The 18,666-nt window shown below is 65.5% G+C and carries 17 protein-coding genes; 9 read left to right on the plus strand and 8 right to left on the minus strand.

All coding sequences use genetic code 11. The features are described from left to right. Positions 1-85 precede the first annotated feature (85 nt). The 3 genes from ACVWZ4_RS20665 to ACVWZ4_RS20675 form a co-directional block, all read right to left on the minus strand. A complete protein-coding gene (locus ACVWZ4_RS20665) occupies positions 86-754 on the minus strand; it encodes an OmpA family protein (RefSeq protein WP_456742242.1) in 669 nt (222 codons plus the stop codon). Beyond that, a complete protein-coding gene (locus ACVWZ4_RS20670) occupies positions 754-1,170 on the minus strand; it encodes a hypothetical protein (protein WP_456735996.1) in 417 nt (138 codons plus the stop codon). Before ACVWZ4_RS20670 ends, ACVWZ4_RS20665 begins: the two co-directional genes overlap by 1 nt. 88 nt (positions 1,171-1,258) lie before the next feature. Beyond that, entirely contained in the window at positions 1,259-1,546 is a 288-nt protein-coding gene (locus ACVWZ4_RS20675; protein WP_456699014.1) for a type II toxin-antitoxin system HicB family antitoxin, read from the minus strand. A 76-nt stretch (positions 1,547-1,622) separates the two neighbouring features. On the opposite strand from ACVWZ4_RS20675, the gene ACVWZ4_RS20680 reads away from it, so the two are divergent. Then, positions 1,623-2,450, plus strand: a complete 828-nt coding sequence (locus ACVWZ4_RS20680; protein WP_456741063.1) for a hypothetical protein — start codon at positions 1,623-1,625, stop codon at positions 2,448-2,450. A 27-nt stretch (positions 2,451-2,477) separates the two neighbouring features. Here ACVWZ4_RS20680 and ACVWZ4_RS20685 read toward each other — a convergent pair whose 3' ends face one another. Further along, positions 2,478-5,081 carry an ATP-dependent helicase gene (locus tag ACVWZ4_RS20685; protein WP_456741064.1) on the minus strand — a complete coding sequence of 868 codons (2,604 nt, stop codon included), beginning with the start codon at positions 5,079-5,081 and terminating at the stop codon, positions 2,478-2,480. Between the two features lie 241 nt (positions 5,082-5,322). On the opposite strand from ACVWZ4_RS20685, the gene ACVWZ4_RS20690 reads away from it, so the two are divergent. Further along, a complete protein-coding gene (locus tag ACVWZ4_RS20690; RefSeq protein ID WP_045006173.1) occupies positions 5,323-5,493 on the plus strand; it encodes a DUF1328 domain-containing protein in 171 nt (56 codons plus the stop codon). 53 nt (positions 5,494-5,546) lie between these two features. Here ACVWZ4_RS20690 and ACVWZ4_RS20695 read toward each other — a convergent pair whose 3' ends face one another. Beyond that, positions 5,547-6,047 (minus strand): thioesterase family protein, encoded by a 501-nt coding sequence (locus ACVWZ4_RS20695; RefSeq protein ID WP_456699011.1) that lies wholly within the window; start codon positions 6,045-6,047, stop codon positions 5,547-5,549. A gap of 87 nt (positions 6,048-6,134) precedes the next feature. On the opposite strand from ACVWZ4_RS20695, the gene ACVWZ4_RS20700 reads away from it, so the two are divergent. From ACVWZ4_RS20700 to ACVWZ4_RS20710, 3 genes are all read left to right on the plus strand, one after another. Then, a complete protein-coding gene (locus ACVWZ4_RS20700; RefSeq protein ID WP_456735993.1) occupies positions 6,135-7,559 on the plus strand; it encodes an FAD-binding oxidoreductase in 1,425 nt (474 codons plus the stop codon). Between the two features lie 98 nt (positions 7,560-7,657). Then, positions 7,658-8,980, plus strand: a complete 1,323-nt coding sequence (locus ACVWZ4_RS20705; protein ID WP_456741065.1) for a Spy/CpxP family protein refolding chaperone — start codon at positions 7,658-7,660, stop codon at positions 8,978-8,980. Between the two features lie 87 nt (positions 8,981-9,067). Next, a complete protein-coding gene (locus ACVWZ4_RS20710; protein WP_456699008.1) occupies positions 9,068-9,430 on the plus strand; it encodes a hypothetical protein in 363 nt (120 codons plus the stop codon). Here the strand turns inward: ACVWZ4_RS20710 and ACVWZ4_RS20715 are convergent, their stop codons facing one another. From ACVWZ4_RS20715 to ACVWZ4_RS20725, 3 genes are all read right to left on the minus strand, one after another. After that, the gene (locus tag ACVWZ4_RS20715; protein ID WP_456735991.1) at positions 9,431-11,098 is read right to left on the minus strand and encodes a SulP family inorganic anion transporter; all 1,668 of its coding nucleotides are present in this window, start codon (positions 11,096-11,098) and stop codon (positions 9,431-9,433) included. It lies immediately after the preceding gene. A 196-nt stretch (positions 11,099-11,294) separates the two neighbouring features. Beyond that, positions 11,295-12,785 (minus strand): caspase family protein, encoded by a 1,491-nt coding sequence (locus tag ACVWZ4_RS20720; protein WP_456741066.1) that lies wholly within the window; start codon positions 12,783-12,785, stop codon positions 11,295-11,297. A 134-nt stretch (positions 12,786-12,919) separates the two neighbouring features. Next, entirely contained in the window at positions 12,920-13,840 is a 921-nt protein-coding gene (locus tag ACVWZ4_RS20725) for a LysR substrate-binding domain-containing protein (protein WP_456699005.1), read from the minus strand. A gap of 95 nt (positions 13,841-13,935) precedes the next feature. On the opposite strand from ACVWZ4_RS20725, the gene ACVWZ4_RS20730 reads away from it, so the two are divergent. The 4 genes from ACVWZ4_RS20730 to ACVWZ4_RS20745 all read left to right on the plus strand — a co-directional run bounded on the left by ACVWZ4_RS20730 (position 13,936) and on the right by ACVWZ4_RS20745 (position 18,599). Continuing rightward, entirely contained in the window at positions 13,936-14,379 is a 444-nt protein-coding gene (locus ACVWZ4_RS20730; RefSeq protein ID WP_456699004.1) for a DoxX family protein, read from the plus strand. Positions 14,380-14,716: 337 nt separating this feature from the next. Further along, positions 14,717-15,748: a TRAP transporter substrate-binding protein DctP gene (gene dctP, locus ACVWZ4_RS20735; protein ID WP_456699003.1), complete on the plus strand. Its 1,032-nt coding sequence runs from the start codon at positions 14,717-14,719 to the stop codon at positions 15,746-15,748. A gap of 1 nt (position 15,749) precedes the next feature. Further along, positions 15,750-17,609: a TRAP transporter large permease gene (locus ACVWZ4_RS20740; RefSeq protein ID WP_456735990.1), complete on the plus strand. Its 1,860-nt coding sequence runs from the start codon at positions 15,750-15,752 to the stop codon at positions 17,607-17,609. 12 nt (positions 17,610-17,621) lie between these two features. Beyond that, positions 17,622-18,599, plus strand: coding sequence for an NAD(P)-dependent oxidoreductase (locus ACVWZ4_RS20745; protein WP_456735989.1), 978 nt, complete (start codon positions 17,622-17,624; stop codon positions 18,597-18,599). The last annotated feature ends 67 nt before the right edge of the window (positions 18,600-18,666 follow it).

Here is an 18,666-nt window from a genome sequence, read left to right on the forward strand (position 1 = left end):
GTCGCGCAAAGCGGTGCTGTCGCGCTGTGAGACAGGTCACAAAATCGTCAAGACTTCAGCGGGTTCCGCCGGAAATCCCGTGCGCTCAATGCCTCTTTGCGGGCTTTTTTGCCGCAGGCGCCGGCGCTGCAGGGGGATGCGCAGGTGCAGCGTCGGGCACCTTGGCCAAGGTCAGGATCTGCATCTGGCCGTTGACCGCCGACGTCGGCTTGGCGCGGTCGAGGAACTGCTCCTCGCCGAGGCCGATCGGCTGCAGCCGCTTGGTCGAAATCTTGAACGTGTTCACCAGCACGTCGCGGATCGCATCAGCCCGGCGCTGGCTCAGGATCGCATTGGCTTCCCGCGTCTTCGAACTGGATTCGACGTGGCCGACGATCAGGAACGTATAGGGCAGCAGCGAGGCGTGAACCAGCGCGTCTGCGATCCGGCCGACGGTCTGGTAGGATTCCGGCTGGATGATCGGGGTATCGGCGTCGAACTGGATCTGGGCGTTGAAGGCGGGCAGCTTGGCGAGGTCAGGCGCGATCAGCGGCCGGTTCACCGGACCCGGATCGTTCTTGATCCGCGCCTTGGCCCGCTCCATGACCTGCTGCTTCAGGGCCGGAAGATCGACCTCGACGCCGTCCTCGAAATGATCGAGCTTGCCGACGATGTCGTCACGGGTCGGAGCCGTCTGGGCGCGGGCCGCGCCTGTCAGCAGCGCGAGGCCCAATGCGATGGCGAATCCGGCGGTGACGTGCCCGGTTGCGCGCATCATCGATACCCCGCGTCGTCGACGGCCTTCAGGCAATTGTTGCTGATGCCCTTGGGCGTCGAGACCAGGCAGGGGATCGACTTGCTGGTTTCCTTGGTCGAGCCGCCGCAAACCTTGACGATCTCGCGCTGGCAGGCGTTCGCGACCGTGGCACGGGCGGCAATGCGCTTCTGGATCGCGTCGAACACCGTGAGATAGTCGCTCTGGCACTGCGGAGAGAGCACGTCCCGGTTGCGCGACAGGCATTCCTTCAGGCGGGTGGAATCAGGATTGACGCCGCGGCAATTGGCGACGATTTCCGCACCGCAGCTCTTGGCCAAGAGCCCGATCGAATCGCCAAAGCTCATGGTCTCCGCCGTCGCAAGCGACGGCATCCCCAAAGCAAGTCCAACCAGTGTGATGAAGCCCCGGACCATGGGTGCATCTGATACGGGGAAGTTCGCCATGGTCAAGGGCTGATCGCCCCAGACCTGTCGAGAGTTCGGCCGGTGCGGCGAACAGTCCTCACTCCTCGAAATCGTCGCGCGGAGGAAATTCGATCAGGACGGCCGTGTGTTTCCCCATCGCGACGGCAAATTCCGGATCGGCCTCGAGCTCGTCCAATGTCCTTGGGCGCGGAAGCTCGCGGCCGTCCGCTGTCAGCTCCTCCGCGTAGAACGCCAGCGCCTCGGGCGCATTCTCCAGGGCCTCGTGGACGTCGTCGCCGCCGGAAATGCAGCCGGGCAGGTCCGGAAACCACAGGCTGACGTCGTCCGGGCCTGCGTCCTCGATGATGGCGACGTAGCGAGCCATGGCAGGCTGACGACCCCGAAAATTGTAACGATGGGTTGATTTCAATTATGAGTACCTGATTTGTGGAGGTAAGCAATTGAGCAATTTGACCTTGGCCGACGGCGCCGGCTCGTTCGTGTTTCGTGATGAAGGCGCCGTCCCTTCGCCGCGAACGATGCGGGTCTTCTCCTATTGCCCCCGCTCGCGCAGCCCGCGCACGCGCATCATCGTGGCGATGCATGGTGTTGACCGCGCCGCTGCGGAGTTTCGCGATCTGCTCGCGCCCCAAGCCGAACGCAACGGGCAAATCGTGCTGGTGCCGGAGTTCGATCCGGATCAGTTCCCGGGTGTCTACGCATATAATTTTGGCGGCGTGCGGCGGCCGCCGCCGGAGAACGCGGTTCTGCCGCGCGATCATTGGAGTTTCGGCGTCATCGACCGGCTGTTTCAGCACGTTCGACATGCGACCGGATCGAGCCGCGACAGTTTCGGCCTGTTCGGCAATTCCGCGGGCGCGCAATTTGTGTTGCGCTATCTCGCGCTCAACGAGGCTGGGTTCGTCGATCGGGCCGTTGCCGCCAATTGCGGCTGCTACATGCTGCCTGATCTCGCCAAGGACTATCCGGACGGCATGGGAGGGATTGGTCTCGACGAAAGCCATCTGCGGCGATATCTGGGGCGCCGGCTGATCATCCTGCTGGGCGAGGCCGACAACGACCCGGATGCCGCCGATTTGCCCCGCTGGGACGAGGCGATGGCCCAAGGTCCTCACCGTCTTGCGCGCGGTCTCTGGCATTTCGAGCACTGCACGACGCTGGCCAAAAGCCTTGGTGTGGAGCTGGGCTGGCGACTCGAAATCGCGCCCGGCGCCGGGCACGTCCACCAACTCATCTACGACCAGGGCGCCAACATCTTGAACGGCTGAGTGGATGGCCTCGCGTGCAGGGCCTGCTCACGCCCGCTGCACGAAGCTGTCGACGACCTTCTTCTCGCCGGCCTTGTCGAAGGCGATCGTGAGCTTGTTGCCGTCGATCTTGGTGACGCGGCCGTAGCCGAATTTCTGGTGGAAGACGCGGTCGGCGAGCGAGAATTCCGAGGTCGTGCCGGTGGATTTGGCGACCAGCTCGCCCTCGATCGTCATCGGCCCGCGGCGGCGCGAGGAGAAGCTGCCGAAATCGGGCCCTGACGAGGAGGAGGACGAGAACGTCGCGGCCTCTTCCTCGAAGCCGCCCCGCCCGCCGCCGCCATTGCGCCCGCCGCCTTTGTTGCGGTTGGCCTGAGCGCGCTGCCAGCCGGGCGTCGAATAGGTCGAGCCAAACGCTTCCATGTCGTCGAAGCGCGAGGCGCCGTAGCCGCCGGTGCCGCCCCAGGCCGAGCCGCCCTTGGATTCCGTGATCTCGACATTGGCGGCCGGCAATTCGTCGAGGAAGCGCGACGGGATCGTGGTCGACCAGGTGCCATGGATCCGGCGGTTGGTCGCGAAATAGATCATGGCGCGGCGCCGTGCACGGGTGAGGCCGACATGGCCAAGCCGGCGCTCTTCCTCCAGGCCCGCGCGGCCCTGTTCGTCCAGCGTGCGCTGGCTCGGGAACAGGCCCTCCTCCCAGCCGGGCAGGAATACGTTGTCGAATTCGAGGCCCTTGGCCGAGTGCAGCGTCATCAGCGACACCGCGTCGTCCTCGGCGCCGCCCTCGCGGTCCATCACCAACGAGATGTGCTCCAAAAACCCTTGCAGGTTCTCGAACTCCTCCATCGAGCGCACGAGCTCTTTCAGGTTCTCCAGCCGGCCCGCGGCGTCAGCCGAACGGTCCTTCTGCCACATCTCGGTGTAGCCGCTCTCGTCGAGCACGATCTGGGCGAGATCCGTATGCGCAGTGACCTCGCGCTGGGCGCGCCATCGGTCGAACTGGGCGACGACATCGCGCAGACTTCCGCGCGCCTTCGGCTTCAATTCGTCGGTTTCGACCACCGCGCGCGCCGCCTCGAACAGCGGAATGCGGCGCTTGCGGGCGTGGTCGTGCAGCAACTGTATGGTGGCATCGCCAAGGCCGCGCTTGGGCACGTTGACGATGCGCTCGAAGGCGAGATCGTCGGCCGGCGAATTGATGACGCGCAGATAAGCCAGCGCATCGCGGATCTCGGCGCGCTCGTAGAAGCGCGGACCGCCGATGACGCGATAGGGCAGGCCGAGCGTGACGAAACGGTCTTCGAACTCGCGCATCTGGTAGGAGGCGCGCACCAGAATGGCGATCTCGTTGAGCTTCTCGCCCTTGCGCTGGATCTGCTCGATCTCCTCGCCGATGCCGCGCGCTTCCTCTTCCGAATCCCACGAGCCCGTCACCGTGACCTTCTCGCCGTCGTGGTCTTCGGTGCGCAGCGTCTTGCCGAGCCGGCCTTCGTTGTGCGCGATCAGATGCGAGGCGGCAGCCAGGATGTGGCCGGTCGAGCGGTAATTGCGCTCGAGCCGGATCACCTTGGCGCCGGGAAAGTCGTGCTCGAAGCGCAGGATGTTGTCGACCTCGGCGCCGCGCCAGCCATAGATCGACTGGTCGTCGTCGCCGACGCAGCAGATGTTTTTGACGTGGGGCGTCTCTCTGTCTTCCTCCTTCACGGGGGCGCGACGAGCTTCGCTCGCGCTGAGAGGGACGGGGCGAGGGGCTCTCTCCACAAGCCCGGTGCTGGGAGAGTCCCCCTCACCCGCCGCGCTCTGCAGGCGGGGAGAGGCCAAGGACGAAGACGACGGCGCCTGCGACAGCAGCCGCAGCCACAGATACTGCGCAACGTTCGTGTCCTGATACTCGTCCACCAGGATGAACTTGAACCGCTGCTGATACTGCCGCAGGATGTCAGGATGCTCGCGGAAGATGCGGATGTTCTCCAGCAGCAGATCGCCGAAATCGGCGGCGTTCAGGATCTTCAGCCGCTCCTGGTAGCTCGCATAGAGCTTGCCGCCCTTGCCGTTGGCGAAGACGGCGGCTTCGCCCGAGGGCACCTGCGACGGCGTCAGGCCGCGGTTCTTCCACCCGTCGATCAGGCCGGCCAGCATGCGCGCGGGCCAACGCTTGTCGTCGATGTTGTCGGCTTGCAGCAACTGCTTCAACAGCCGCACCTGGTCGTCGACATCGAGCACGGTGAAATTCGACTTGAGCTGCGCCAGCTCGGCGTGAAAGCGCAGGATGCGGCCGCCGATGGAGTGGAAGGTGCCGAGCCAGGGCATGCCTTCCACGGCGTGGCCGAGCATCTGGCCGAGCCGGTGCTTCATCTCGCGGGCCGCCTTGTTGGTGAAGGTCACCGACAGGATCTCGGCGGGGCGGGCGCGCCCCTGGCTCAGGATGTGGGCGATGCGCGTGGTCAGTACGCGGGTCTTGCCGGTGCCGGCGCCGGCCAGCACCAGAACCGGGCCATCCAGCGTCTCGACCGCCTCGCGCTGCTCGGGATTGAGCCCGGCCAGATATTTCGGGCCGACGGAGGCGCGCGCACGCGCGGCGATGCCGCCGGCTGCGGGCTGGTGGTCGGGTACGCCTGTGATTTTGCTCGGCTCGGTCATGCGAATCATTGGCCCCACGATGGCACCGCGGGGTTGCGGAAGGGAGCCTTCATAACAGGGATTGGCGCCAATATGGGGGCGGCAGTGCCGGTTTTCCACGTGCGCGGTGGGGTGATTTTGTTCCTGGAGGGGCAGCGAATTTCCCGGCCGAGCGGGCCGGAACCATTGTTCCGAGATGGCGATTGTTTCTGCAAGTGAGGCGCCTCAGCCGCGCCGATCGCACACAGACAACGAAACAGAGGTTTTGACCATGCTGAGCTGGGTTGTGACGTTTCTGGTTATCGCCCTGATCGCCGGCATCCTGGGCTTTGGCGGCCTCGCCGGCGCGTCGATCGAAATCGCCAAGATCATCTTCTTCGTCGCGGTCGTCCTGTTCCTGGTCTCGGCCGTGGTCGGCCTCGCCCGCGGCAGGAGGATCTAGCGGTCATCTCTGCCTCTCCCCGTCGGGGAGAGGTGGATGGCAGCAGCTCTTGGCTATCTCTTCGAAGGCATCGCCACGTTTCGGCCGATGCCTTCCGGCCGCGCCACGGCGCGATGAGCCATGACGACGGCCGCGATGCGCTCGCTGATATCAGGCGGAAACGCCGCCACCTTGCGCGAGCTCATGTCGATGTGCAGCGACATGTTTTCCGATGTGGCCGACAGCCAGCCTTCGGTGGCGTGACGCAGCTCCTGGAAGGTGTGCAGTCGCTTGTCGTCGGCTTCCAGCAGCCAGACCGAGACCTGCACGGGATCGCCGAGATGGATCTCGCGCAGATACCGCACGTGGCATTCGGCCGTGAAGGTCGAACCGTTGCGCTCTTTCATGTAGCCGGGCCCGATCCCGAGTTGCAGCCACATCTGGTCGATCGCCCGGTCGAACATCACGTTGTAATAGGCCATGTTGAGATGGCCGTTATAGTCGATCCATTGCGGCTCGATCTGCATGATCGATGAGCGGAACGGCTCGGGCTTGGCGGCGGCACTGTCCGGCATGTCTCATTCCCTGCCTATGCGTCCGGTCGCTTGACTTGACCGGCGAGATGTCCTTTGCCACGGTTTCTTCTGTCGGGAGGACGATCCGTGGGTACTGCTATCACCAATAATCCGCCGCGGCCGGAGCCGAAAGCCCTCGCAAGCGCGCTGGAGCAGCTTGCCGCACGCTTCGGCAATCGCCTGATCACCTCGCAGGCCGTCCGCGAGCAGCACGGCCATACCACGACATGGATCGTCAACCAGCCGCCCGACGGCGTGGTGATGGCGCAGGAGACCGCCGACATTCAGGACGTGGTGCGGATCTGCGCGAAAAACGGCGTGCCCGTCATTCCCTTCGGCACCGGCACCTCGCTCGAAGGCCAGGTCAACGCGCCCGCCGGCGGCATCTCGATCGATTTGCGCGACATGAACAAGGTGCTCGCTGTTCATGCCGAGGATCTCGATTGCGTGATCCAGCCCGGCGTCACCCGCAAGGCGCTCAACGAGCATTTGCGCGACCAGGGCCTGTTCTTCCCGATTGATCCCGGCGCGGATGCGTCGCTCGGCGGCATGGCCTCGACCCGCGCCTCCGGGACCAATGCGGTGCGCTACGGCACCATGCGCGACAGCGTGCTGGCGCTGAAGGTCGTGCGTGGCGACGGCGAGATCATCACGACGGGCACGCGTGCCAAGAAATCATCTGCGGGCTACGACCTGACGCATCTGTTCGTGGGTGCCGAGGGCACGCTCGGCATCATCTCCGAATTGACCATCCGCCTGCGCGGCATCCCCGAGACGATCGCGGCCGGCGCGGTATCGTTCGTGTCAGTGCACGGCGCGTGTCAGGCCGTGATCCTGGCGATCCAGACCGGCATTCCCGTGGCGCGCATCGAGCTGCTCAATGCTGCGCAGGTGAAGGCCTGCAACGCCTATTCGAAGCTGACGCTGCCCGAGACGCCGCTGCTGCTGATGGAATTCCACGGCAGCGAGATCGAGGTTGCCGAGCAGTCCAAGGCCTTCGGCGAGATCGCCAGGGAGTGCGGCGGCGGCGATTTCTCCTGGACCACCAAGCCGGAGGATCGCACAAAATTGTGGCAGGCGCGGCATGACGCCTATTGGTCGGTCAAGGCGCTGCGTCCGGGCGACAGCATCGGCGTGGTCGCAACCGACGTCTGCGTGCCGATCTCGCGCCTTGCCGATTGCGTCAGCGAGACCGAGGAAGATCTCAAGCGCCTCAATCTGTTGTCGCCCATCGTGGGCCATGTCGGGGACGGCAATTTCCACTGCTCGCTGCTGTGTGACATCAACGATGCGGCCGAGATGGCGCGCGGCGAGGAGTTCATGCATCGCCTCGTCGAGCGCGCGCAGGCGATGGACGGAACCTGCACCGGCGAGCACGGCATCGGCCAGGGCAAGCAGAAATATCTCGAGGCCGAGCTCGGCCCCGAGGCGCTCGATGCGATGCGCGCGCTGAAGAAAGCGCTCGATCCGCAAAACATCTTCAATCCCGGCAAGATTGTGCCGGAAGCGTAGCGGCCTGCCGCACCGCAGCCGCGGGAACTTTCGGCAAGCGGGCCGGTTCCAATTCCCGACACGCTCCGATGCCTCCATGGCACTCTCGGGAGGATGCGATGTTGCGACCCGTCACTGGAATTGCCGCGATGGCGCTTGCCTGCGTGCTGGCCGGCACGGCTCTGGGCAAGGGCGGTGGTGGTGGTCATGGCGGCGGCGGTCATGGCGGTGGGCACGGAGGCGGTCACGCCGGCGGCCACCATTTTGGTGGCGGCCATTTTGGCGGTCATGGCTTCGGGCACGCGCATGGCGGGGGAGGGCATCATGGCGGACTCCATCTCGCAACAGGAGCTCGACATGGTGGCCCGAGCTTCGGTCAGATCCGCAATGCAGCCGTCCGCCCAGGGAATTTTCGTAAAGCCTTCAACTTCCACGCCGGTACCTTCCGCAATGGCCGGCTGATCGGCAATCCGGCGGCGCGAGCCCAGATCGCAGCGGCCGCCGCGCTGGCGGGCTGGCAAGGCGCCGGCAGCGGATGGTGGCAGCATCCGGGCGGCGGTTATGGCTGGGTCGGACCGTTGTTCTGGCCGTTCGCCTATAATGACTTCTACGACTACGCGATCTGGGGCGACGGTCTCGGCTTCTGGGGCTACGGCTATCGCGACATTTATGCCGGCATCTTCGGCCCCTATGGCTATGACGGTCTCGCGACCTATCTGCCGCAGCGACCGCAGGGGCGGCGACATGCGCGAGGCGTTGCGGTTGATCAGCTTTGCGGCAGCGACCGACGCGAAATCGTCGGTCTGCCGATCGACCAGATTGCCGCAGCGGTGCAACCGACCGAAGCGCAACGCGCAAGCCTTGACGAACTCGGCAATGCCTCGATCGATGCGGCCGGGATGATCCGTGCCTCCTGCCCGACGCAAGTCGCCGCGACCGCGCCCGGCCGGCTGGCAGCGATGCAGCTGCGCATCGAGGCGATGGAGAAGGCCGTCGATCTCGTTCAACCGGCCCTCGATAAATTCTACGGCTCACTCACTGACGAACAGAAGGCGCGCTTCAATGCGCTGGCCGAGGATCAGCGTCATGCCACGGCGTCCGGCAATAGCGGGGGATCGCTGGTCCAGAATTGCGGAGCGTCCGCTGCGCTCGATTGGCCTGGCGCCGACATCGAGGCGAGGCTGCATCCCAACGAGACCCAGCGCGCCGCGCTGCAGGTGCTTCAGGATACCAGCGCCAACGTCAGCTCATCTCTGAAGGCGGCATGTCAGCCTGGCGACGTGATGACGCCGCCGGCGCGCATGGCCGCGGTCCGCAAGCGGCTCGAAATCATGCTCGACGGCGTCAAGTCGGTACGCGCGGCGCTGGAGGATTTTTACGCGACGCTGAACGACGAGCAGAAGGCGCAGTTCGAGTCCATCGGACCGCGTCGAACATCCTGAATGCGCTCGGCGAAGGGGCGTGGTGCAAAAATCGTCTCGCCGATCTATGCTGAGTGGGCCTGAAGCGGAAGACTGCGTGGAATGGCGATGAAGTGGTTCGCGCGCAAGGCGCGGAAAGAGATCTGGGACGAAGCGGTCGAATGGCCGCTCGGCGACATCGAAGCCGTCGCGCGCATCCGCGCCATTTGTGATGCTGCGGCCCAGAGCGCCGCCGGCTCTGCGCGAAACGAGGACGGCGAGAGTGCGCGCTATGAGCGCGCCGCAAAGGTCGCGATGGAAATTGCGATGAAGATCTCCGACGGCCTGATGCGCGACGACGCGGTGCATCGCATCGTCGATCTCTGCATGACCGCGAACGACCTCAAGACGGCGCAGATCCTGTTCCGCGCGATCCACGCCAGCTGGATCCGCGAAACGGCGCAGCGGGACCATCCCACGCTGCTGTCGTGATTATTTCGCCAGTCTGTGCACGGCCTCGTCCACGCTGTGGAAGACGTGCTCCCTCGGCAGGACGTCGAACAATTTGAAACGCTCGAACGCGTCCTGTGCGCGCACCGATTCCAGCCGGGCCAGCGCCACCGTGACGCCTTGCGCGCTGCACGCCTTGAAGACGTCGAGCAGGATCTGCGCGGCGGTGAAGTCGATCTCGACCATGCCGCTCGCCTCCAGCACCAGCAGTTGCGGCGTGGCTGCCGTGATGACCTTGCTCACGTCGCTGCGGAAACCCGGCGCGTTGAGGAAGGACAGCGGCGCCTGAAGTCCGATCACCGCGACGCCATTGACGCGCTCGCCGGTGATATGCGGATGTGCCGGCCACCAGATCGTGGTGCCCGGCACGCGCTCGAACTCAACCAGCTTGGCGCGCGTGGTGCTCCAGATACCGTGTAGCAGCGACAGCACGATGCCGAGGAACGCGCCCTGCTGGATCGGCAGCACGATGATGAGTGCGGCGGTGGCGACGATCAGCAGGAATTCGCTGAACGACTGGCGGTAGATCGTGACGATCTGCCTCACGCGGATGATCCGCAGCGCCACGAACAACAGAATGCCGCCGAGGGCCGCATCAGGCACGTGGCGCAACAATCCCGTGCCGAAGGCAAGCAACAACAGCACGATCACGGCAGCCGCAAGTCCTGCGAGCTGCGATTGTCCGCCGGTCTCGGCGACGATGCCCGTGCGCGGCGGGCTGGCGTTGACCGGGAAGGCGCCGAACAGACCCGATAATACGCTGCCGGCGCCGGCGCCGACAAAGTCGCGATCGACATCGGCGGGCTGGTCGGGATCGGACGGGAAGGACCGCGTGGTGGCCGCGGTCTGCACCATCACGACGACCGTGATCACGAAGGCGAGGGGGACGATTCGGACCCATAGCTCCGGCGCGAGATCAGGAAAGGTCGGCCGCGGCAGCGTGCCGGGCACCACGCCGACGACGTTGACGCCCTTGCTCTCGAGGCCGAGCGCGATGGTGGCCAGCGTGGCGGCAACGAGCCCGATCAGCGCGCCCGGGATTTTCGGGCTGATATTCTCGGAGACGAAGACCACCGCCAGCACGCCGAAGCCAATGCAGAACGTGACAGGATTGGTGCGGCCGATCTCGGTTGCAAGCACTCCGATGCGATCGAGCGTCGGTCCGCTCGGCGAGTCCAGTCCCAGCACGCCAGGCAATTGCGACACGATGATATGGACGGAGATGCCGGCGAGAAAGCCGATCATCACCGGCATCGATAGCAGGTTCGCGATGCCGCCGAGCCGGAACGCGCCGCCGGCGAGCATCATGGCGCCGACCATCAAGGCCAGCGCGATCGCAAGGCCCTGATATTCAGGCGAGCCGGCCGCTGCGAGCGCGGCAAGGCCGCCGGCAAAGATCGGCGTGATCGTGGAATCGGCGCCGCAGGAGAGGAAGCGATTGCCGCCGAGCAGCGCAAAACCGAGCGAGCCCGCCATGAAGGCGAAGAAGCCGATCTGCGGCGCGAAGCCGCCGAGCCTCGCGGTCGCCATCTGCTCGGGGATCGCGATGGCCGCGAGCGTCAGCCCCGCCATGAGGTCGCCGGGCAGGGCATAGGATGCGAGCGAGCGGAAGACCGGCCATGCGTGCTTGGCGTGAACCTCTTGCGGCATCGACGAAAAATCTCCGAACATCCTGAGTCTGTCGATCAGACTACAGCATTTCCGGAAGAGAGGCAGGGTGCGGCCTCTTTGTCGTGCGAGCGGAGCGAAGCAATCCAGAATCCCTCCGCGGAAAAGACTCTGGATTGCTTCGCTCCGCTCGCCGTGACGGAGGGCAAGTTTACCCTCCGCTTCGCGATCAGTGACCTCAGTATCTGTTACCGCGGCTGTAATCGCCGTGCCCCATCTCGCCGCCGCGGCCGCCGCCACCCATACCCATGCCGATGCCAATCCCGATGCCGATGCCTTGCATCACGGCGCCGGGCGGCGGGCCTTGCGGCGGCGCGCGCTCGACGACGACCTCGTCGGGCGGCGGCCGGCGCTTCGGCGGCGTGTCGACGACCTTGCGCCTTGTCGGCGGGGGCGTGTCGTCGACGCGCTTCTTGATGACAGGCGCAACCGTCGGATTGATCGGCGTGGCCGGCGGCGTCGGGGCCGAGCAGGGGCAGGTCGGCGCCATGGCGACGGCAACCGGGAGCGCGGCGGCCGCAACCGGCAAGGCATAATTGCGGTTCTGCACGCGGAGCAGCAGCCGGCGCGCGGTGGCGGCGAGATCGCTGTTGTCCCAATTCGCAAGATAAGCCTCGTATGAGGCGCGGGTGTTGATCGCCAACGCGCGGTCCCATGCCAGCATCTGGCGCCGCCGCTCCAGCACCGTGCGCAGCCGCGGGGTGCGGATGTCTTGCGCGTACAGCTCGATATAGGCCTGATACGCAGGCACCGTGTCGTCGGCGATCACGAGATCATAGGCGACCTTGGCGTCCTTGCCCTGCAGATCCTTGCGCCACTCCTCGACGCTGCGGGTGGCGCCGGCGAGCGCCATCGCATTGGCGCCGGAAGCAGGAGGCGGCTGGTTGCTGCTCTCGCCGAAGAACCTGAAGTCTGTCGTCAGCGACGAGCTTTCCCAGGGGATCTGCCGCCCGTCGGTCGATTGCGCCACCGCGATGCGGATGCGCTTGAACACCTCCTCGATCGGGATGTTCGGTTGCTTGGCGACCGTCAATGCGGCCGTGGTGTAGGGACTGTCGGCGCCCGCGCCGTCCTCGGCTTCCGCCCCCGGCGAGGTCGAATATGAAATGAAGGAGCCCGGTGCACCGGCCTTGGTGTCGACGATGGCGAGGCCATGGCCGGCGCCCGACAGCGCCGGGAACGGATTGTTGCGGCAGGCATCGAGCATGAAGATGCGGGCCCGCGTCGGCAGCGCGCCGAGTGTATTGAGCAGATCGTTGAGCCGCACGCCCTGCAGCGGAATGTCCGCCTCGCGCTTGGGATCGAGATCGACAGGCACGAGATAGTTCTCGCCGTCGATCTGCAGGCCGTGGCCGGCATAGAACACCAGCGCGATGGTGTCGGCGCCGCTGGCGCTGACTTTGCCGGCGAAGTCCGAGATCGCCTGGCGCATCTCGTTCTGCGCGAGGTTCGGCGCTGCGGTGACCGTGAAGCCGGCATTGCCGAGCAGTTCGGCCATGCCCTTGGCGTCATTGGCGGCGTTGGGCAGCTCCGGCACCGTGCGATAGGCGGATTGGCCGATCACCAGCGCGAGACGGGCTTCGGCTGCAGCCTGGGACGGTGTCATCAAACGGGTGAGCGCAAGGAGACCGGCGGCAAGAACTAAAAGACGAAGGACTGGACGGCGCATGGTGTCACCTCCATCGGGCAATGGCGCGAGGATGTCACCTTCTCTAGTCGACCGCCATTGCTCTGTCTGTGCGCCAGCTCACGCTCGAGCAGATGGGGCAGGGCATCTGCCCGAGCCGACGCGTCATTGCGATGTCAAAACAGTCCACGATCCCAAGGAGGCTCTGGCCCGAAGCGCGCGGCGAGGAAATCGATGAAGGCGCGCACCTTCGCCGGCGGACGACGATCCGGCAGGTAGACCGCATGCACCGCGGAGGACTGCATCTCCGGCTGGTCGAGCGGCAGCGCGACCAGCGTGCCGGCGCGCAGATCGTCGGCCACGATGAAGGTCGGCTGCCGCGCGAGGCCAAGGCCCGCGAGCGTGGCCGCACGCAGCGCATCGCCGTTGTTGGCACGCAGGTTTCCGGAGACCTGGACGCGGATCTCACCCTCCGCGCCGAACAGCCATTCCGCCGCGCTGGCCTGCTGTGAGAGCGTGTAGCCGAGGCAATTATGCGCGGCGAGGTCGGCCACGCTGCGCGGGGTGCCGTGTTTCGCCAGATAGGACGGCGCCGCGCAGACCACCAGCCGGTTCGGCGCGAGCTTTCGCGCCACCATGGAGGAGTCGCGCAGCTTGCCGATGCGGATCGCGAGATCCCAGCCTTCCTCGGCGAGGTCGACGAGGCGATCATTGAGGCCGAGCTCGAGCGTCACCTCGGGATGGCGCTCCGAGAAGTCCGCGATGAGCGGCGCGATCTGCCTTGTGCCGAACACGACGGGCACGTTGACCCGCAATGATCCGCGCGGCTCGACGCGCTCGCGCGCGACCGCGGCATCGGCCGTCTCCATGTCGGCAAGGATCCGCTCCGAGGACTCCAGATAGAGGCGGCCGGCCTCGGTGATCGACAGCCGCCGCGTGGTGCGGTGGAACAGCTTGATGCCGAGCCGCGCCTCCAGCGAGGCGACATGCTTGGTCACCATGGTCTGCGACAGGCCCATCGCCCGGGCCGCGCCGGACAGGCTGCCGTTGGCCGCCACCTTGGCGAAGACCTCCAGGCTGGTCAGGCGGTCGAGCATCTATTTCGCTCCAATGGTGTGAAGTATATTTCCAAAATAGCGGATTATCATTCTTCTGAGAATATATCATACAGCGGCCAACAATGGAGACCGCTATGATCGATTCCCGTACCGCTCCCTACGCCGCGCTGGTGCTGCGCGTGACCTTGGGGGCGTTGTTTCTGGCCCACGCTGGCCTGAAGCTGTTCATTTTCACCCCCGCAGGCACTGCAAAGTTCTTTGGCAGCCTCGGCTTCCCGCCCGAGCTCGCCTACCTCGTCATGACCGTGGAAGTTCTCAGCGGCATTGCCCTGATCCTCGGAATCTGGACCCGCTATGCGGCGCTTGCCGGCATCCCGATCCTGCTCGGCGCGATCTTCACCGTGCATGGTGCCGCCGGCTTCTTCTTCACCAACCCGAAGGGCGGCTGGGAATACCCGGCGTTCTGGGCGATTGCACTGGCCGCGCAGGCGCTGCTCGGCGACGGCGCCTTCGCGCTGCGGCCTTCGCGCGATGTCGAGGCGGCGAACGGACAGCTGAGCATCGCGTCGTCACGCTGACGTCAGTCGTATCATTGAACTGCGAGAGCTGCGGGATCTCGGTCCCGCAGCTTTTTTGCTGCCTGCCCATCGATCCGCGTTCGGTATCGATCCATACCTGAATTGGATCGATCTACGTCAATCTTGCAGCCCGTTGTTCGGTCGCGTTGCGGCATGATTGAAAACATCGGCAATCATAGGCATTCCCCGGCCATCCTTGCCGCGCGCTCGCCACTTGCGCGCTCGCGCCGCCCCCAGCCGCGAGCCTTGCCTGCCCCGTCGCTTTGGCCATACTCTCCGCGCAACAGGCCATGGCAACGACCGCGGCTGCAAAACAACAATATTCGGGAGAGAGACCATGACCATCGTGCCATTCAGCCGTCGCACGTTCCTCAAGTCGTCGACGGCCGTGACCGCCGGCCTCGTGCTGTCTCCCGCCATCATCGGCCGCGCGGAAGCGGCGACGCTGAAGCTGAAATGCTCCTCCTCGCTGCCGAACGATCCCAAATTCGCCAACGGCCGCGTCTACTACGACAACCTCGTCAAGAATTTGAAGGGCAACGGGCTCGGCGACCAAGTCGAGGTCGCGTTCTTCCCGGACAACCAGCTCGGCCAGGAAATCGACGTCATCAATTCGGTGAAGCTCGGCGTCATCGATCTCATGGTGTCGGGCTCGTCGATCTCGGCCAATCTGGTGCCGCTGGTCGGCACCTATGATCTCGGCTTTCTGTTCTCGAGCTTTCCGCAGCAGACCAAGGCCTTCGACGCCGGCGCGGCCAGGCCGATCGAGGACGCGCTGCTCAAGGGCAGCAACATCCGCATCATCGCCTGGGCCTATAATTTCGGCTCGCGCAGCGTGCTTGCCAGGAAGCCGGTGAAGACGCCGGAGGATCTCGCGGGTCTCAAGATCCGAACGCTGCCAAATCCCGTCATCACGGAATGCCTGCGGCTGATGGGTGCCGCCGCGACACCGCTGGCGTTCGGCGAAATCTACACGGCGTTGCAGGCCGGCGTGCTCGACGGTCTCGAGCACGATCCGCCGACGATCCTCGCCAGCAAGTTCTATGAGACGGCAAAATTCTACGCGCTGACGCAGCACAATTTCTCGCCGCTCGCGATCTACTTCAGCGACATGACCTTCAACCGCATGGATCCGAAGCTGCGCGAGGGCTTCCTCGACGCCGCGAAGAAGGCGGCGGCCGACACGCGCGCCCATGGGCTCGCGGTCGAGAAGGAGGCACTGGCGGCCTTGACCGAGAAGGGCGTGACGGTGGCCGAATGCGATCGCGAGGCGTTCAAGAAGCGGGTGGCGCCGCAGACCGACAATTTCATCAAGGCGCGGCCGGAGTCCAAGGCGGTCATCGACATCATTCGTTCGACACAAGCCTGAGATGGTGGTGGCAGAAGCCGTACCGCTCCCGAACCGCCGCAACGGCGGCATCGCGTTGCTGCTGCGTTGCAGCGACGCGATCGCGGCCGTTCTGCTGGCCGCCGATCTCGCCGTCGTTTGCGCCTCCGTGCTGCTGCGCTTCTTCTTCAACGCGCCCGTCGAATGGTCGGACGACGTCGCGCGCGGATTGATGGTCGGCTCCGCCTTCTTCGGCGCGGCAAGCGCGCTCGCGCGCGGCGAGAATGTCGGCGTGTCCTTCTTCCGCGATCTGCTGTCGTTGCGGCTGCGGACGCTGGTCGATGCCGCCAGCGCCGTGCTCGTCGTGCTGATCTCCGCCTATGTCGCCTACAATGCGATCAAGCTGGGCTCGCTGACATCAGGGCAGACCACCGGTTCAGGCCTGCCGCTGGAGCTCACGTTCTACCCGATGGGCATCGGCGCGCTGTTCATGACGGTGTTCGCCATCGATCATCTCTGCGCGCGGCCGCTTCCGGACATCGTCGGAGGCCTCATCGCCATCGCCGTGGTGACCAGCCTCTACCTCATCTGGGACTACCTGTCCCCATCATCGGTGCCATCGGCGGGCATGCTGATGCTGATCGGCTTCTTTGCCACGCTGTTCGGCGGCTTGCCGATCGGTTTCGCGCTGGCGCTGGCCGCCCTGATCTTCATCTGGGTCGAGGGCGCGCTGCCCGGCGTCATCTTCGCCCAGCAGATGGCGCGCGGCATCGACAATTTCGTGTTGCTGGCGATCCCGTTCTTCATCCTCGTCGGCTACCTCATGGAAGCCAACGGAATGTCGGTGCGCCTGATCGAGCTGTTGCAGCGCGCGGTCGGTCGCATGCGCGGCGGCCTCAACGTCGTGATGGTGGCCTCGATGGTGCTGTTCTCCGGCATCTCGGGCTCGAAGATGGCCGATGTTGCGGCCGTCGGCTCCGTGCTGATCCCGGCGGCGCGCCGCTCGCGGCAGAACCCGGGCAGCGCGGTGGCGCTGCTTGCCGCGTCCGCGGTGATGGCGGAGACCATCCCACCCTGCATCAACCTGATCATTCTGGGCTTCGTCGCGAACCTTTCGATCGGCGGCCTGTTCATGGCAGGGCTGCTGCCGGCGGCGCTGATGGCGGCGGTGCTGATCGCGTTCTCCATCGCCTTCGGCAAGCCGCCTGGTGACGCCGAAGAGGTCGAGCGGCAGGTGCCGGTTTCGGGCCTGTGGAGCGGCGCGCTCGCCTCCTTCGGGCTGATCTTCATGATCTTCTTCGGCTTCAAGAGCGGCTTTGCCACGGCTACGGAAATCTCCGCCTTTGCCGTCGCCTACGCACTTGTCGTCGGCAGCGTGGTGTTCCGCGAGCTCAGTTTCAGATCGGCCGCGCGTGGTTTCGTGCAGGCGGCCACGCGTGCAGGCCTGGTGCTGTTCATCGTCGCCGCCGCGCAGTCGCTGGCATTCACGCTGACCTTGCAGCAGGTGCCGCATGCGGTCGGCGAGTTCATGCTGGGACTGTCCAGGACCTCGGGCATCTGGCTGTTCATGCTGCTCGCGATCGCTGTGCTGATCGTGATGGGCTCGGTTCTGGAAGGCGCGGCCGCGCTCATCATCTTCGGGCCGCTGCTGCTTCCGGTCGCGGTGCAGCTCGGCATCGATCCCCTGCATTTCGGCGTGGTGCTTGTCATCGCGATGGGCGTCGGCCTGTTCGCGCCGCCGCTCGGGCTCGGCCTTTACGGCGCATGTTTGATCGGCAATGTGCCGATCGAGCAGACGGTCAGGCCGATCCTGGGCTATCTCGGCCTCCTGTTGCTCTGCCTGCTCGTCATCGCCTTCGTGCCATGGCTCTCCACCGCGTTGCCGCGCGCATTCGGCTACTGAAGGAGTGCTGCCGTGAAAGTCCTGCTGGCCCACACGCCGGAGATGCGCCGCAACTATTACGGCGATCGCAGCCTGAACGGCCTGCGCGCCATTGCCGATGTGATGCTGCATGAGGGCGACCAGGCGCTCGACTCGGCTAGCCTCGTCAAGGCGGCTGAGGACGCCGACATCATCGTCGCCGATCGTATGACTGAAGGCCGCGGCGAGATATTTGCGCAGCTGCCGCGCCTGCGCGCCTTCGTCCGCTGCGCCGTCGACATCCGCAACGTCGATGTCGAAGCCGCCTCGCAAGCCGGCGTGCTGGTGACCCGCGCCGGCCCGGGCTTCGTGCAGGCGGTTGCCGAGCTGGCGATCGGCTTCATGGTCGATCTCTCGCGCGGCGTGTCGCGGGCCACGGCTGATTATCAGGCGGGCCGCAAGCCGGAGGCGCGGATGGGGCGGCAGCTCGCCGGCAGCCGGATCGGCATCATCGGCTATGGCAGCATCGGGCGCTATCTCGCCGAAATCGCCAAGGTGATGCGCATGGAGGTGCTGGTCTCCGATCCCTTCGCCGATGTCAGCGACAGCGCGATCAGGCAGGTCGGCCTCGACGAGTTGCTCGGGGCTTCAGACTTCGTCGTCTGCCTCGCCGTCGCCAACGAGCAGACCGAAAAACTGATCGGAGAGGCGGCGCTGGCGCGCATGCAGAAGCATGCCGTCTTCATCAACCTCTCGCGCGGCAATCTCGTCGACGACGCCGCGCTCGCGAAGGCGCTGCTGGAGAACCGCATCGCTGGTGCCGCGATGGATGTCGGCCGCGCCCCCGACCAGATGCCGACGCCGGAGCTGGCAAAGCTTCACAACGTTGTCGCGACGCCGCATGTCGGCGGCCTGACGCCGCAGGCCATCGAGTACCAGTCGCTGGAAACGGTGCGGCAGGTTGATGCCATCATCAAGGGCGAGGCCCCGCAGGGCAGCGTCAACGCCGACCGCTGGACGCGGCGGCCGTGACCGTCTCTGAATAGGCGCCGCCTGAGCCCCCTGATCGACCGGCCGCACAGGCGTCTCGCGCCGAACG

Source organism: Bradyrhizobium sp. USDA 4472 (assembly GCF_054058595.1).